At 71.5% G+C, this 15,206-nt stretch carries 15 protein-coding genes, 2 tRNA genes and 1 pseudogene; 6 read left to right on the top strand and 12 right to left on the bottom strand.

The features are described from left to right. Positions 1 to 62: 62 nt before the first annotated feature. Positions 63 to 1,709 (top strand): hypothetical protein, encoded by a 1,647-nt coding sequence (locus ACF1BE_RS20335; protein WP_392200439.1) that lies wholly within the window; start codon positions 63 to 65, stop codon positions 1,707 to 1,709. Between the two features lie 15 nt (positions 1,710 to 1,724). Here ACF1BE_RS20335 and ACF1BE_RS20340 read toward each other — a convergent pair whose 3' ends face one another. Next, a complete protein-coding gene (locus ACF1BE_RS20340; protein ID WP_392200440.1) occupies positions 1,725 to 2,285 on the bottom strand; it encodes an HIT family protein in 561 nt (186 codons plus the stop codon). A gap of 67 nt (positions 2,286 to 2,352) precedes the next feature. Here ACF1BE_RS20340 and ACF1BE_RS20345 point away from each other — a divergent pair, with 67 nt between their 5' ends. Continuing rightward, complete coding sequence (locus tag ACF1BE_RS20345) at positions 2,353 to 3,012, top strand: potassium channel family protein (protein ID WP_392200441.1); 660 nt, start codon at positions 2,353 to 2,355, stop codon at positions 3,010 to 3,012. A 73-nt stretch (positions 3,013 to 3,085) separates the two neighbouring features. Here ACF1BE_RS20345 and ACF1BE_RS20350 read toward each other — a convergent pair whose 3' ends face one another. From ACF1BE_RS20350 to ACF1BE_RS20365, 4 genes are all read right to left on the bottom strand, one after another. Further along, entirely contained in the window at positions 3,086 to 3,511 is a 426-nt protein-coding gene (locus tag ACF1BE_RS20350) for a VOC family protein (protein WP_392200442.1), read from the bottom strand. A gap of 343 nt (positions 3,512 to 3,854) precedes the next feature. After that, entirely contained in the window at positions 3,855 to 5,831 is a 1,977-nt protein-coding gene (gene thrS, locus ACF1BE_RS20355) for a threonine--tRNA ligase (RefSeq protein WP_392200443.1), read from the bottom strand. 92 nt (positions 5,832 to 5,923) lie between these two features. Continuing rightward, the gene (locus ACF1BE_RS20360) at positions 5,924 to 7,177 is read right to left on the bottom strand and encodes a hypothetical protein (protein ID WP_392200444.1); all 1,254 of its coding nucleotides are present in this window, start codon (positions 7,175 to 7,177) and stop codon (positions 5,924 to 5,926) included. Then, complete coding sequence (locus ACF1BE_RS20365; RefSeq protein ID WP_392200445.1) at positions 7,174 to 7,740, bottom strand: DUF4365 domain-containing protein; 567 nt, start codon at positions 7,738 to 7,740, stop codon at positions 7,174 to 7,176. The genes ACF1BE_RS20360 and ACF1BE_RS20365 overlap by 4 nt, the downstream gene beginning before the upstream one ends. 169 nt (positions 7,741 to 7,909) lie before the next feature. Here ACF1BE_RS20365 and ACF1BE_RS20370 point away from each other — a divergent pair, with 169 nt between their 5' ends. Further along, positions 7,910 to 8,635 carry a 3'-5' exonuclease gene (locus tag ACF1BE_RS20370; protein WP_392200446.1) on the top strand — a complete coding sequence of 242 codons (726 nt, stop codon included), beginning with the start codon at positions 7,910 to 7,912 and terminating at the stop codon, positions 8,633 to 8,635. Between the two features lie 72 nt (positions 8,636 to 8,707). Here ACF1BE_RS20370 and ACF1BE_RS20375 read toward each other — a convergent pair. The 5 genes and pseudogenes from ACF1BE_RS20375 to ACF1BE_RS20395 form a co-directional block, all read right to left on the bottom strand. After that, positions 8,708 to 8,779: transfer RNA gene (locus tag ACF1BE_RS20375), tRNA-Val, on the bottom strand. A 39-nt stretch (positions 8,780 to 8,818) separates the two neighbouring features. Continuing rightward, positions 8,819 to 9,265, bottom strand: a complete 447-nt coding sequence (locus ACF1BE_RS20380) for an SRPBCC family protein (RefSeq protein ID WP_392200447.1) — start codon at positions 9,263 to 9,265, stop codon at positions 8,819 to 8,821. Positions 9,266 to 9,380: 115 nt separating this feature from the next. Then, a pseudogene (locus tag ACF1BE_RS20385) lies at positions 9,381 to 10,130 on the bottom strand (ABC transporter substrate-binding protein); the annotation flags it as partial. A gap of 1,408 nt (positions 10,131 to 11,538) precedes the next feature. Continuing rightward, a tRNA-Val gene (locus tag ACF1BE_RS20390) sits at positions 11,539 to 11,610 on the bottom strand. Positions 11,611 to 11,694: 84 nt separating this feature from the next. Beyond that, complete coding sequence (locus ACF1BE_RS20395) at positions 11,695 to 12,159, bottom strand: TIGR02611 family protein (protein ID WP_392200448.1); 465 nt, start codon at positions 12,157 to 12,159, stop codon at positions 11,695 to 11,697. Positions 12,160 to 12,349: 190 nt separating this feature from the next. On the opposite strand from ACF1BE_RS20395, the gene ACF1BE_RS20400 reads away from it, so the two are divergent. Then, a complete protein-coding gene (locus tag ACF1BE_RS20400; protein WP_004002642.1) occupies positions 12,350 to 12,763 on the top strand; it encodes an SsgA family sporulation/cell division regulator in 414 nt (137 codons plus the stop codon). A gap of 286 nt (positions 12,764 to 13,049) precedes the next feature. Continuing rightward, the gene (locus tag ACF1BE_RS20405) at positions 13,050 to 13,610 is read left to right on the top strand and encodes a CGNR zinc finger domain-containing protein (RefSeq protein WP_392200449.1); all 561 of its coding nucleotides are present in this window, start codon (positions 13,050 to 13,052) and stop codon (positions 13,608 to 13,610) included. A gap of 80 nt (positions 13,611 to 13,690) precedes the next feature. Here the strand turns inward: ACF1BE_RS20405 and ACF1BE_RS20410 are convergent, their stop codons facing one another. Continuing rightward, the gene (locus tag ACF1BE_RS20410; protein ID WP_392200450.1) at positions 13,691 to 13,846 is read right to left on the bottom strand and encodes a hypothetical protein; all 156 of its coding nucleotides are present in this window, start codon (positions 13,844 to 13,846) and stop codon (positions 13,691 to 13,693) included. Positions 13,847 to 14,001: 155 nt separating this feature from the next. Further along, complete coding sequence (locus ACF1BE_RS20415; protein ID WP_392200451.1) at positions 14,002 to 14,451, bottom strand: hypothetical protein; 450 nt, start codon at positions 14,449 to 14,451, stop codon at positions 14,002 to 14,004. 208 nt (positions 14,452 to 14,659) lie between these two features. Between ACF1BE_RS20415 and ACF1BE_RS20420 the strand changes: the two genes are divergently transcribed. Further along, on the top strand, positions 14,660 to 15,184 hold the full coding sequence (locus ACF1BE_RS20420; RefSeq protein WP_392200452.1) for a DsbA family protein: 525 nt from the start codon (positions 14,660 to 14,662) through the stop codon (positions 15,182 to 15,184). Positions 15,185 to 15,206: the final 22 nt, after the last annotated feature.

Below are 15,206 nucleotides of genomic sequence, written 5' to 3' on the forward strand. Positions count from 1 at the left end.
GTGTGCGGGGCAGGGAAGTCGGGAAGGCCGCAGGAGCGACACCGGCGGCGATGGGGGCGGGAATGTCGTTTGGAACGGAGTGGGACGGGCCCCAGGTGCCCGTCTCGGGCGACGAGGGGCAGGCGGCGACCTCCGCGCTGGCGTCCGCGGCGTACCGGGACAGCCCGGTGGAGGAGATCAAGAAGGCGGACAACGAGTGGCACCAGTCGGCCGTGAAGGCCGGCAGGATGAAGATGTTCCGGCCGAATCTCGGTGAGGCGTTCTCGCGGGCCGTCGTCGACCGGATGCTCGCCCCCGACCGCAAGCCGCTCATCCAGTCCTTCGGCTCCGAGCCCCAGTTCGTCGTGGAACACGCCCTGGCCGCCAACAACATCCGCCGGGAGCGCGACAACCGGCTCACCGTCGTCACCGTCGTGTGCGGCCTGCTCTTCCTGCCGGGGATGCTCTGCTGGCTGCTCGTCTTCCAGCTGCGCGGTCTCGTCGTCCGGCGTGACGACCGGCGGGCCGGGGCGCTGGGCACCGTGCTGCTGCTGGGCGTCGGCATACTCGCCGCGCTGTTCCTGATCAAGATGCCGTTCTCCGGCTTCTGGGCGTGGTACGCACGCGCATCCGTCGTCGTACCCGTGCTCGGCTGGTTCTGGGCCAAGCAGATCTGCGAACGCACCGCCCAGGACCTGCGGGGCCGCTGGGCGGGGCTGCTGTCCGGCAGCAGCGTCGGCGCCAAGGTCCCGGAGGCCGTGCCCCGCGCCCCCGGCCAGACCGCCGCCGAGGAGCTGCGGCAGTCCCTGGCCCGGCTCAGGGCGGAACAGCGGTCCAACTCCGTCTTCTACGCCGGCCCCAAGGGCATACTCGGCATGGGCACCCGCTGGGGCTCCTGGCAGCTCGCCGAGGACCTCGTGCCCGCCGACCCCACCCGGGAGATCCACCCGTTCCGCAGCTGGGACGTGATACGCGCGATCCACGACCAGCTGGCCCTCCTGGAGCGCGGCCCGCTGAACACCGGCGGCTTCCCGAAGCCGTCGATACGGCACTGGATCGTCACCCCGATCGGTGAGAAGGCCACGGCCGTCTCCCGGCCCGAAGGCACCGACGTCGAGGCCTTCCAGATCAAACCGCACGCCATACAGGACATCTGCAACAAGCAGCAGTTCGGCAGCGGTGACCGGCACTATCTGGGCGTGCAGTGGACGCTGTGGGACGGACAGCTGGTCATCACGATGCTGATCACCGTCACCGTGCTGCACGAGACCCTGCGCATCGAGGTCACGGGGCATGCGCTGGGACCGGTGAACCCGCTGTTCACCACCAAACCGGAGGCGCCGGCCAAGGAGGTCAGCAAGTCCTTCAAGCCCTGGGAGACCCGCACGGTCAAGCTGCCCCTGGTCGGCACCGACGAGGTCGTACGTCTCGCCGTGCGCGCCCCGCTGACGTGGTATCCGCCGCTGCTCAACTGGCTCGGCGGCTCCCTCGGCCTGCCCGAGCCGTTCGGCCTGCGGCACGCCTGGGCCGACCAGCCCTGGCGCCACCGCTTCATGGCCGACGACGCCCTGCGCGCGGCGACACCGGTGCTGCGGGTGGTGCACTCGGCCGCGATCAGGGTCCTGCGGGAGAACGGCGTGGACACGGAGAAGTTCGGTGCCCGCTCGGCGTTCCTCAGCGGCAACGTCCAGGACCCGACGCCCCGCAAGGCCGACCTGTACGACGCGTAGGCCCGCGCCGGCGGGTCAGCCGGCCGGCCACGCCTCCGCCAGCATCCCGCGGGTGTCGGCCAGCAGCTGCGGCAGCACCCTGGTGTGGCCCACGACCGGCATGAAGTTGGTGTCGCCGCCCCAGCGCGGGACGATGTGCTGGTGCAGATGGGCCGCGATACCGGCGCCCGCCACCGCGCCCTGGTTCATGCCGATGTTGAACCCGTGCGCGCCGGACGCCGTGCGCAGAGCCGTCATCGCCTGCTTGGTCAGCTCCGCCAGCTCGACGGTCTCCGCCGGGGTCAGGTCGGTGTAGTCGGCCACATGCCGGTAGGGCACGGTCATGAGGTGACCGCCTGTGTAGGGATACAGGTTGAGGACGGCGTACACGTGCTCTCCGCGCCTCACGACGAGCCCGTCCTCGTCCGACTTCGCCGGGATGGAACAGAAGGGACAGCCGTCGTCGGCCCCCGGACCGCTCGGCTTGTTCTCGCCCTGGATGTAGGCCATCCGGTGGGGCGTCCACAGGCGCTGGAACGCGTCCTGCGTCCCCACTCCGATCTGCTGTTCCGGCTCACTCGTCATGCTAGGCAGCATATGGCTTCGGCCGATCCCGGCGTGTCGCCGGGGGACCCCGGCAGCGGTCCGAGGCCAAGCTTGGCCGGTGGACGACGACAACCCCGTGGCTCGCTGGGAGCAGCGCACCGAGATCCCCCTGTTCCTGGCGTCGCTGGTCTTCATGGCCGCCTATGCCACCCGGGTCCTGGCCGTGAACCTGCCATGGGGCTGGCGCAATCTGTGCGGGTTCGCGATGCTCGCCCTCTGGATGGTGTTCGCCGCCGACTACGCGGTGCGCTGGCGGCTCGGCGGGCAGCGCTTCCTGCGCTTCGCCACCACGCACCTCCTGCACACGGCCGTGGTGCTGCTGCCGTTGCTGCGCCCGCTGCGGATCGTCCCGCTGTACGACGTCATCCAACGCCGGCAGGGCGAGCCCCGGCTGTCCCTGTACGCGCGTGTGATCGCGTACGCGAGCCTGTCCACGCTGCTGCTCGGCCTCTCCGGTGCCCTCGCGGTCTACCAGCAGGAACGCGGGGCGCCCGGCAGCACCATGCACACCTTCGGGGACGCGGTGTGGTGGGCCGCCTCGACCCTCAGCACGGTCGGCTACGGCGACATCACCCCGGTGACCCCGCTCGGCCGGGTGATCGCGACCGGGATGATGGCCTGCGGGCTGGGCCTGCTGGGCGCGGTGACGGGTTCGTTCTCGTCCTGGCTGATGCAGATCTTCTCCCGGGAGAGCGACGAACGGCCCCCGGGGAGGTGATCTCCGGGGACACGTCCGGGCCTGCTGGGGAAGAGCCGGCATCGGTCGGGGACCCGACGCCGCTCGACGGCTGCTACGGCCGTACGTAGGGGCGGGTGATGATCTCCATGTTGTGGCCGTCCGGGTCGTCGAAGTAGGCACCGCGCCCGCCGAACAGACGGTTGATCCGACCGGGTTCGGTGTGGCTGGGGTCGGCGTAATAGGTGACCCCGGCCGTCTCCAGGCGGGCGATCATGGTGTCGAACCGGTCGTCGGGCACGAGGAACGCGTAGTGCTGCGACTGGATGGGCTCGTCACGCTTCTCGTAGTAGTCGAGTGTGACGCCGTTGCCCAGGTCGACGGGCAGGAACGGCCCGAAGGGGGCGCCGACCTCCAACCCCAGGATCCCCGCCACGAACGCGGCCGACAGGCGTCGGTCGCTGGCGTAGACGGCGGTGTGGTTCAGCTGGACGGCGGTCGGTGATGCGGGGTCGTGGCGGCGCTGCTGATCATGCGTCATGCGTGGGTGTCTCCGGGTCCTGGATCCGCTGTGGAGCGCCGCGTGCGGCGCTGGGAAGGAAGACGCGGAGAAACGGCGGAGCTCTTGCCCGCCTCGTGCTCACGCCGAGGCCGGGTGCCCCACTCGTGCATGGCCCATGGCCGACCCGGCAGTCACCTGGGCAACCCTAGTGCCTGACCGTGCGTCACGGCAACGCAGGGGCCGGTCGCTCGGGGGCCGCCGGCGTACGGCGGCACCGGGCCCCTCCCCCGGAACGGCGTCGGCCGTCACGACCACAACGGGTCGTGACGGCCGAGGTCACGCTCGCCCCCGGGATCCCCCGGGATGCTTCGGGGCGGTGGGATCAGACCTGGGTCCGCTCCTCCACGACCTTCACGATCTTGGCGATGGCCTCGTCGAACGGAATGCCGTTCTCCTGCGAGCCGTCCCGGTAACGGAAGGACACGGTGCCGGCGTTCATGTCCTCGTCACCGACGATGACCATGAACGGGACCTTCTGCTTCTGGGCCGTCCTGATCTTCTTCTGCATACGGTCGGAGGAGGAGTCCACCTCGACCCGCAGACCCTTCTTCCTGGCCGCGGCGGCGAACTTCTCCAGGTACTCGACGTGCGCGTCGCCGACCGGGATGCCGATCGCCTGGACGGGGGCCAGCCAGGCCGGGAAGGCGCCCGCGTAGTGCTCCAGGAGCACCGCGAAGAACCGCTCGATGCTGCCGAACAGAGCCCGGTGGATCATGACCGGACGCTGCTTGGAGCCGTCCGGGCCGGTGTACTCCAGGTTGAACCGCTCGGGCAGGTTGAAGTCGAGCTGGATGGTCGACATCTGCCAGGTACGGCCGATCGCGTCCTTGGCCTGGACGGAGATCTTCGGGCCGTAGAAGGCGGCGCCGCCCGGGTCGGGCACGAGGGGCAGGCCCTGCTTCTCGGCGACCTGACGCAGTGTTTCGGTCGCCTCCTCCCAGGCCTCGTCGGAGCCGACGAACTTCTCCGGGTCCTTGGTGGACAGCTCCAGGTAGAAGTCGGTCAGGCCGTAGTCGCGCAGCAGGTTCAGCACGAAGGTGAGCGTGGCGTCCAGTTCCCCGGCCATCTGCTCACGGGTGCAGTAGATGTGCGCGTCGTCCTGGGTGAAGCCGCGGGCCCGGGTGAGGCCGTGCACGACACCGGACTTCTCGTACCGGTACACGGTCCCGAACTCGAAGAGGCGCAGGGGCAGTTCACGGTAGGACCGGCCGCGCGCGTCGAAGATCAGGTTGTGCATCGGGCAGTTCATGGGCTTGAGGTAGTAGTCCACGCCCTCGTCGAGCTGCATGGGCGGGTACATGCCGTCGGCGTACCAGTCCAGGTGGCCCGAGGTCTCGAAGAGCTTCCCCTTCGTCGCATGCGGGGTGTAGACGAACTCGTAGCCCTCCTCCTCGTGCCGGCGGCGCGAGTAGTCCTCCATGACCCGGCGGATGATGCCGCCCCTGGGGTGGAAGACGGCGAGGCCGGAGCCGATCTGCTCGGGGACGGAGAAGAGGTCCAGCTCGCTGCCGAGCTTACGGTGGTCGCGCTTCTCGGCCTCGGCGAGGAACTCCAGGTGCGCCTTCAGCTCGTCCTTGGACGGCCAGGCGGTGCCGTAGATGCGCTGGAGCATCGGGTTCTTCTCGCTGCCGCGCCAGTAGGCGGCGGCGTTGCGCATCAGCTTGAACGCCGGGATCAGCCGGGTCGAGGGCAGGTGCGGGCCGCGGCAGAGGTCCTTCCAGCACAGCTCGCCGGTCTTGGCGTCCAGGTTGTCGTAGATCGTCAGCTCGCCGGCGCCGACCTCGACGTCCGCGCCGTCGTCGTGCGACGCCGAGCCCTTGAGGCCGATCAGCTCCAGCTTGTACGGCTCGGCGGCCAGCTCCTCGCGGGCCGCCTCGTCGGTGACGACACGGCGGGCGAACTTCTGCCCGCGCTTCTGGATCTCCTGCATCTTCTTCTCGACGGCCTTGAGATCCTCGGGCGTGAACGGCTTCTCGACGTCGAAGTCGTAGTAGAAGCCGTCCTTCACGGGCGGGCCGATGCCCAGCTTGGCCTCGGGGAACAGCTCCTGCACGGCCTGCGCCATGACGTGCGCGGTGGAGTGGCGCAGGATGTTCAGGCCGTCCTCGGACGAGATCTCGACGCCCTCGACCTCGTCACCGTCGGACAGCTCCCACGCGAGGTCTCTCAGCTCGCCGCCCACCCTCGCGGCGATGACGGAGCGTTCGCCGGCGAAGAGGTCGGCGGCCGTAGTGCCCGTCGTCACCACGCGTTCTTCCCGCTCGGAATCGCGTTGGATGATCACACGGACGTCTGACACCGGTCTCTCCTGACTGAAGGTGGGTGCGGCGCCGTACGAGGAGCGCGCGCTCAGGGAATCGTACCGACCCGACGGCACCGACTGCGAAACGGTTATCCGCGGTCCTCCTCCCCGTACGCCTCCCCACCTGGCTCGTCGCAGGTCGCGTCGAAGTAGTCGAGGTTCTCGTGGAGGGACTTCAGCAGCCGCTCGCGCTCGGCGTCGTCGACCTGTACGGGGACGACACCGCGGGCGCCGGTGAGCCGGCGGAACCCGCCCCGCCGCTCCAGCCGGCCGTGCACGCGCACCGGGAGTCCGACGAGGTGGGCGTGGCCGGCGATGCGGTAGTCCTCCTCGTCCAGGGTGACGCGCAGGTGCGGGACCTCGGCGCCGGCGAGGACGCGCAGCCGTACGGTGCCCTGGCCGCCGGGCCCGGAGCGGCGCATGCGGACGACGGCACCGGTGACGCTGACCGGGACGGACGGCTCCGCGCGGAGGTAGCGGGCGGCGGCCTCGCGCAGCACGGGCAGGTCGCCGGGCGAGAACTCGACGGGTTCGGCGAAGGCGGCGCAGCCGTCCGGGACGCCGGTGCCGGGCGCCCAGGCGACGGCGACGCGGGCGCCCTCGGTACCGGCCACGAGCGCGGAGAGCGCCTCGGTCAGCTCGTGGCTGACGCCGGCCTCGACGGCGCCGTCGAAGGCGTCCATGCCGCCGGTCGCCCGCTGGTAGTCGATCGCCTCGCGGGCGGCGTGGAGGGCCTGGTGGAGGCGGACGGAGAGGGCGCGTCCCGCGGGGACGGGGACGAAGGCGGTGAGGGCGTGACCCTCGGCGGCGGGGCCGACGAGGACGTCCCCGACGAGGGCGGCGACGGATCGGCGGTGGCGGGCGCCGTGGTAGCCGGCGGGCGCGCGGGTGGCGAGCGCGGCGGCGAGCAGCATCCGGCGTGCGGCGCCGCGCAGGTGTGCGTCGGCGGTCCAGGGCGCGGCTCCGGCGGGCCCTGCCGGGGTGTCGCGCCACCAGCGGATCTCGTCGCTGGGTACGGCGAGACAGAGCAGCACCTCGCGGGCGGAGGGGGTGTCGCTGCGCGCGAGGGCTTCGAGGGCCTCGCCGAGCAGGTCGTCGCTGTCCGGGAAGGCGCGGCTCTCCGGCACGAGCAGGCTGGTCGTGGCGCCGCCCGGCCCGGGCGGGGTCCAGCGGCCGTAGCGGCCGGCCGCTCCCCCGCGCCGGTGCCAGCCGTGCCGGTGCAGCAGGGCGCCGAGGACGGCGGGGTCGACGTCGGCGGGCCGCGGCGGGGGGTCGCGGGGGATGTCGTCGGGTTCCGGCCGGACCTGCCGTACCGGCGGCTCGTCGGAGGGACGGTTCCTCATGGCCTGCCTCCCGTCCCGACCCGCGCCATGATGTCGCAGAGCGCCCGGTCGTCGAAGATGCGCGAGGTCGGTATCCGCACGGTGGTCCGGTGCCGGCCGGTGACGGGGTGGCCGGCGAGGTTCGTCCAGTAGCAGCAGTGTCTGAGTTCGAGCCGCTCGTGGCCGGCGCGCAGCCAGTCGTCCGGGGAGCGCGGGACGAGCATGACCACCAGGATCTTGTGGACGGACACGGGGGTGCGGGCGAGTTTGCGCAGGTGGGCGTTGTCGAGGGTGAAGGAGAAGAAGGGGCCCGGGGGGTCGGGCGCGACCTGGTAGGTGGCCTTCAGCTGCACCTTGACGGTGACCTCGTCGTCGACGGTGTGCCCGGGTGCGCTGTGGCTGACGTGCCAGTCGATGCCGTTGTCGGGGAAGGGCTGGGACAGCGAGCAGCCGGCCGCTGCGGCGACCGCGTGCAGATAGCCGACCTGCAACGTCTCCATGCAGGCGGTGGTGGCGAGCGTGCCGCGGAGGATGCCCGGACGGTCGGGCAGCAACCCGCCCCGCTCGGGCTGCGCTACGGCCATGACCAACAGCCCTCCCAGCCCGGTGTTCTCCTGCGGTGGGCCGCTGAACTGCAAAGACCCGTACTCCTGTTGTCTCCTCCCGGCGTACGGCGCAAACAGCCCGGGTATCACCGAACCGGACAGGGGACGAAACGTCATCTGTCGCGGGAGAGCGAGGAGTTGGGTGGGAATGACGACCTGGTACGAGGGGCCGCTGGCCGCCTTCGACACGGAGACGACGGGCGTGGACGTCGAGACCGACCGGATCGTGTCGGCCGCCGTCGTCGTCCAGGACGCGCCGGGGACCCGGCCCCGGGTGTCCCGCTGGCTGGTGAACCCGGGTGTGCCGGTGCCGGAGGCGGCGACGGCGGTGCACGGGCTGACGGAGGATCACCTGCATCGCAACGGGCGGTGGCCGGCGCCGGTGATGTACGAGATAGCGGAGCACCTGGCCGAGCACGCGGCGCTGGGCCGGCCGCTGGTGGTGATGAACGCGCCGTTCGACCTGACGCTGCTGGACCGGGAGCTGCGCCGGCACCGGGCGTCGTCGCTGGACCGCTGGTTCGAGTCGGTGCCGCTCCGGGTGCTGGACCCGCGGGTGCTGGACAAGCACCTGGACCGGTACCGCAAGGGCCGCCGGACGCTGACCGACCTGTGCGCGCACTACGACGTGCCGCTTCAGGGCGCGCATGACGCGGCGGCGGACGCACTGGCCGCGCTGGACGTCGTACGGGCGGTGGGCCGCCGCTTCGCGGCCCGGCTGGAGCGGCTGTCCCCCACCGAGCTGCACGCACTCCAGGCGAACTGGCACGCGGCGCAGGCGCGGGGGTTGCAGGCGTGGTTCGCGCGCAGCGGCTCGGAGGAGACGGTGTGCACGGACTGGCCGCTCAGACCGGAGCTTCCCGCGGCGGCGTAGACACCGGGCGGGACAGGACGGGCCGGGATGCGCGAAGAGCCGGTCCGCTGTTGCGGACCGGCTCTCTCCCGGTGGGCGATACTGGGTTCGAACCAGTGACCTCTTCGGTGTGAACGAAGCGCTCTCCCACTGAGCTAATCGCCCGGGAACGCACTGAACCATACAGGTCCGGGCGCCGTTCGTTCAAACCGCTCGCAGGTGCCGCCGCAGTCCCCGCCGTCCGGCACGCATCATCAGCCGGTGGTTGGCGCGGAAGACGGGCCGTCCGGGTACGGCGAGCAGTCTGAGCAGGGGTTTGCGCACGTCGACCTCCTGGTCGTAGCGGGCGAGCGCGCCGGGGCCGCCGGCGGTGACCGTCCAGCGCGCCCAGCCCTCCATGTCGCCGGAGAGCGCGACCTCCAGGACGCCGGCGGACGGGTCCCGGCGGGTTTCCCGCACGGCGAGGGTGATGCCGTACGGCAGCACGGACCGGACGGTGATCACGCCGGTGCGGCCGTCCCGCCGGGTCACCTCCCGCACCTGGGGCCACCAGCGGGGATAGTCCTCGGGGCGCTCCAGCGCCGCGTACACCGCGGCCGGCGGGGCGGGCAGGGGCCACAGGCTGCGGAAGCGGTAGTGGTTCCAGTCCATGGGGTGAGTGTGCCCGCGGCGGCCGCCCGCATCGGAGGACGGTCACGCCCGGCACGAGCGCCGCAGCCCGTGCGACGGCGCTCCCCGGTCCGGGTCAGGCGGGACCGGCGACGGCACCGCCCGCGGAGTAGCGGACGGTGAAGTTGCCCCAGGGGAACTCGCAGGGCGCCGTGACCGGCGGACAGGGACGACTTGGGCTTGTCCTGGGCGACGGTCTTGGGGTCGGTGACGATGCCGGCCCTGACCCGGTTGCAGCCGTCCGTCCACCACGCCGTCAGGTCCGCCTTGTCGAGACCGAGTCCGCCGTCGGTGAGGAACGCCCTGCCGTTCCGGCGGAGGTAGAGGTCGTACAGGTACATGACGGTGAAGTAGCCGGTGTCCCCGGGGACACCCGTCCTGTCGTGGACGGTCTTCAGCGCCTTGAAGTACTCGTCCCAGGTCCAGCCGGGGCGTGGTGCGACGCCGGCCTTCCCGAAGGCCTTCTTGTCGACGACGAGGGCATGGTGTTCGAACCGACGGGAATTCCGAGCTGCTTACCGTCGACCTCGCCCACCTTCGTGACGTTCTCCCGAAACTGATCCAGGCTCAGATTTCCGGCCTGCGCCTGCGACCGTGGATCGAGGAGAATTCCGCGTTTGTCGTACTTCCGCAGGAAAGTGACGGCGCTTTGGAAAACATCCGGGGGATTTCCGCCCGCGGCCTGGGTGCGGAACTTCTCCCAGAAGGACTCATACGTCTGAAAATCGGTCTTGACCGTGACCCTCGGAGACTTCTCCTCGAACAGCGCGATGCTGTGATTGATCTTCTTGGCCCGCTCCTCGGCACCCCACCTGGCGTAACGGATCGTCACCGTCCCGTTCCCGGAAGTCCGCACGGCCGGCCCTCCCGGAAGCGTTCATGAATCGTTTCGGGCAAGCGCTTGCTGGCACAGCTACGGACGGATCCGGGGTGCGTCAATGACTCACACAGGATCTTCTGGCGAAACGGCAGGGGCGCGCCCTTGGGGTCGCCGGGGTGACGGCGGGTCTGTTGGGTGTTCTCGCTGGTGGGGTGGGGGTCGACGGGGTGTGGGGTGGAGCCGGGGGGCCGGCACTCTCGGCGGCTGGCTGGTCGGCCGGCCGCGTGGCGAACGGGCTCGTGACCTCGTGCCCCCCCTGGCTGGAGCAGGTGCGGAGAGCGATCCCAGGCCCGCAAGGTGCGTGTCCCTGCGGGCTGTACGGCGGCCGGCCTGCGCGGAAGCGAGGCCTCCTGCCGACGCACGGCAGTCCGACCACGATCCTCATGCCGCACGCCCGGTCCCCCGGCTGGGCGAGCGTGCGGGGAGCCGGGGGCACGGAACCGGAGGTGGGGAGCCGGAGGCGGGGAGCCGGAGGCGGGGAGCCGGAGGCGGGGAGCCGGAGGCGGGGAGGCCCGGGGCTGGGCGACCGGGGAGCCGGGAGGCCGGAGGCCCGCAGGGACCGGGAGGCCCGCGGGGCCGGCGGGTGGGGGTGGTCGAGCGGTCGGGAGTCGGGCGGTGGGCGGGCGGCCGCCCACCGCGCCCCGGTGGCGCTGGGCCGCCACCCGGGGACGCCCCAGGGCGCAGCGGTATCACTCGGCGACCTGCCAACCGCTCGTCACCCCCAGCCACCGGGAAGCCGCTGCCGACCTTGCCGACCGCCGGGACGCCGGCACCGCGGGACGGTGCCCCGGGCTGCGCCGCTCGCCAGGCTTCACGCCGCTGACGTGCCACTCCGGGACGTCGCGGACGCCGGGGTACCCCGCACGTCCCTGGCCGCCACCCCGCATCGAGGCGCCGTTCCGGCCCCGGCCGACCAACCGGACGCCGGACACTCTCGAACGTCCTCGGAGTCTCACCGACGGCCCACACCGAAGCGCCGCTCCCGGCTCTGCCGGCCACCGTACGCCGGGCGCTTCTCAGCGCTGTCCGAGCGCGGCCGACCGCCTACGTCGAGACACCACCTCAGGCGCCACCGATCGCCGGCGCCGGACACTCCCCCACGCCTGCGTGTTCGGGCGACCGCTGACCGCTTCGGGCCACTGACGTGCCGTCCCGGCCGTCCCGGCAGACCGCCCCACCCGTCCCCTCATGCGCGATCCGGGGTCCCTCCGTACGCGCCCCGGGCTCCCCTCGTCCGGGGCCCCGGACCGGCCGTGCCCGTCGGTCGTGCCGGGGGCTGGGTGCCGGCCTGCCGTCGGTCGTTCCGGCACTGCCCCGAAGGGGGCGAACACGTCGACGGCCCACCTGCTTGTCGCAGGCGGGCCGTCGGTCCGGGTGGGCGATACTGGGTTCGAACCAGTGACCTCTTCGGTGTGAACGAAGCGCTCTCCCACTGAGCTAATCGCCCGGGCGCAGGAAGAACATTACCCCAAGTCAGGGGGTGCTTCCGAACCAGGGACGGGGCGGCGGGACCGTCGGCGCCGCCCCCGTGTCACTGGTCCTTGATCTTCCACGGCATGACGGCGCCGAACTTCCACAGGTAGAACCCGGCGAGGACACCGATGATCACGAGCCCGATGACGGTGAGGGTGATGTTGCGGCGCCGCACCCTCGGGTCGAGGGCCCGGTGGGCCGCCTCGGTGACCTTGCGTTTGGTCCAGCGGAGCACGAGCTGGGCCCAGACGAACTCGGTCGCCCAGATCGCCATGCCCCCGAAGATCACCACCCAGCCGGGACCCGGCAGAGGCAGCATGACGATGCCGGCGGCGACGACCGCCAGCCCGATCACGAAGACACCGACCTGCCAGCTCAGGTGCAGGAGCCGGCGCTCCCTGACGTATTCGGGCGCACGGGAGCCGAGCCCCTGCTCGGCACCTTCCTCGCCCACGTCCCCGTCCGCCTTCTTATCGTCCGCCGCCACCGCGACCTCGCCAAGATCGTCACTCCCCGTATTCATACAGACAAACCCTACCGTAGTGAATCAGTCACCGGAATGGTCCTGGATCCGGTACGAGTTCTCGGCCGGAAGAGTTACGTAAACACACGCAAAACCCTCAGAGGGGTTTACAACGGCACCGTAGGTGGCATGTCGATTTCGCCGACGTGCGAATCCCCGAGCGCACACTGAGCGAAAGGCCCTGGCGCTTATGAACACCACGGTCAGCTGCGAGCTGCACCTGCGCCTCGTTGTGTCGAGCGAGTCCTCCCTGCCTGTCCCCGCAGGCCTGCGGTACGACACGGCCGACCCCTACGCCGTGCACGCCACCTTCCACACCGGAGCCGAGGAGACCGTCGAGTGGGTGTTCGCCCGCGACCTCCTCGCCGAAGGGCTGCACCGGCCCACCGGCACCGGAGACGTCCGCGTCTGGCCATCGCGCAGTCATGGTCAGGGCGTCGTGTGCATCGCCCTCAGCTCCCCGGAGGGGGAGGCCCTGCTCGAGGCCCCGGCGCGGGCCCTCGAGTCCTTCCTGAAGCGAACCGACGCCGCCGTGCCGCCCGGCACGGAGCACCGGCACTTCGATCTTGACCAGGAGCTGTCGCACATCCTGGCGGAGAGCTAGGTCGCGGCCCCTCGAAGCAGCCCGGTGCCGTCCACTCGGGGAGACGGCTCGGGCCAGGACAACCGCATACGGCACGGGCCGGCGCCGTCACCGTGAGCGATCGCGGGGGACGGCGCCGGCCTGTGCGGGCCGACTGTCGCGGGGCGGCCGGCAGGGCACCCGGCCGGCGGTGAGGGGTGTCGCCCGCGGCCGGGACGGGCGGTGGACGGTACGCCGGGCGCGGTTGTCGCTACCATCGGCCAGCATCGGCGGGCGTCCGCCCGACCCCCAGGCCAGGGAGCGAAACGTGCTGATCACCCACGACACCCGGTGCGCCCTCGACACCGTGGTGGATCTGGTGAACTCCGCGCCGGAGGAGGACGCGGCGACGGACGGGCTGCCCGACCTCGGGGCTCTCGCGGAGTTCGTACGGAACCACCAGATCAGCGACGTCGGCGTGCTGTCGGAGTTCGACCTCTCCGCGGTGCGCCGCATCCGGGGACGGTTCGCGTCGGTCTTCGCGGCCCCCGATGCCCGGTCGGCGGCCACGCTGATCAACGAGCTGGTGGCCGCGGCGGGAACCACCCCCCGTCTCACGGACCACGACGGCTACGACTGGCATGTCCACTACTTCGCGCCGGGCGCCTCGATCGCCGACCATCTCGCCGCCGACTGCGGGATGGCGCTCGCCTTCTTCGTGGTGGCCGGGGAGCAGGAACGGCTGCGGCGCTGTGAGGCACCGGACTGCCGGCGCGCCTTCGTCGACCTCTCCCGCAACCGTTCACGCCGCTACTGCGACAGCCGGACCTGCGGAAACCGGCTGCATGTCGCCGCCTACCGGGCCCGGCGCAAGGAGGCGACGGGCTGAGGGGGAGGAGACGGAGGAGACGTACGGCGTCCGGTGCGACGTCGGTCCCGGCGGGTGGCGCCGGGACGGACGTGTACGGCTCACAGCAACAGCAGGTCGTGCAGCGCAGCCATGAGGAGCAGACACCCGATCACCGCTAGGAAGATCATCAACGGTGGCTGGGATAGGGCGAAGAGGCATCCGCGCGGCTCGTCCTTCGGCGGCGCGGCCTCGCTCTGTGGGGGTGTGTCCAGCATCTCGCGGCAGATGATGGCGTACTCGGGACCCCCTACGCGATCACCGCTCAGGGATCTTGCGGGAGTTCGCCGAATGCCGTGAGGTCTCGTTCGAGTGGTGAACGTTTCCGGACGCCCCCGGACCCACTGTGTCGTTTCAGCGAGTCATGTGACTGTCATATGCCGTGCTTCTTGAGGATGGCCTCGATATCGCTGAAGTCGTCTCCCTGGCCGGCCGGACGGGGCGCGGCGGCGGGTCGGGACGCCGGGCGCGCGGGCCGCCCCTGGCCGAGGGAGGGCGCCGAGGCCTCCGGGGCCACCGCCTCCGGTCCGGCCTTCCGGGCCGCCTTGCGCGCGGAACCGGCACCTGCGCGCCGGCGCTCCACGGCACGCGTGCCGGCGAGCAGCAGCCAGGCCGCGCCCAGCAGGCCGAAGCCCGCCCAGGCGGTGGGGCTCAGGGCGGTGCCGGCGAGCCAGCCGACGATCCCGGTCATCACCAGGGCGACCGGCACGAGGGAGTAGGCCGCGAGGCGGACCGCGGCCAGATACCGCTTGCGGTAGGCCGTGACCACCGCAATGCCCAGGCCCGCCGCGGACACGGCGGAGCAGACGGTCTCGGCAATCATCCGGTCCTCCTGGCAGGGCTCGTTCGTCCCTTCCATCCTGCACCGCCGCGTCCCCGCGATGCCATGCTCCGGGCACACATCAGGGACATCTCCGGGTCGGCTCCTCCTGGAGTGCCGGCCGTGCCCCCCCGGAGCCACGTGCCGGTCCCGGCCGGTGCTCCGGTGTCCCGATTGGGTCGCCCGGGTCCCGCCTGGAAGACTGGGGCGCATGAGCGACTCCTCAGCCGTACGCACCGACACCCCCGTCCTCGACGTCTGGTGCGAGCTTCAGTGCCCCGACTGCCGCGGCGCCCTCGACGACGTCCGCGCCCTGCGCGCACGCTACGGCGACCGGCTGGAACTGCGTCTGCGGCACTTCCCCCTGGAGAAGCACCAGCACGCCTTCGCCGCCGCCCAGGCCGCCGAGGAGGCGCTGGAGCAGGGCAAGGGCTGGGCGTACGTGGAGGCCGTGCTGGAGCGGGTGGAGGAGCTGGACCGCAGGGGCGAACCCCTCCTGGTCGAGGTGGCCCGGGAACTCGGACTGGACGCCGAGGAGTTCGACACCGCGCTGATCGACGGACGGCACATCCTGGTCGTCGACGCCGACCAGGCCGAGGGCAAGGCGATCGGCGTGACGGGCACCCCCACGTACGTCGTCGGCGGTGAACGCCTCGACGGCGGCAAGAGCCAGGAGGGGCTGCGCGAACGCATCGCGGACATCGTGGACCGGCTGCTGGCCGACGGGACGGCCTGAGCGGCGCGCCGGCGCCCCGGCC

It is taken from the genome of Streptomyces sp. NPDC014991 (genome assembly GCF_043080665.1).
In the GTDB taxonomy this organism is placed as follows: domain Bacteria; phylum Actinomycetota; class Actinomycetes; order Streptomycetales; family Streptomycetaceae; genus Streptomyces.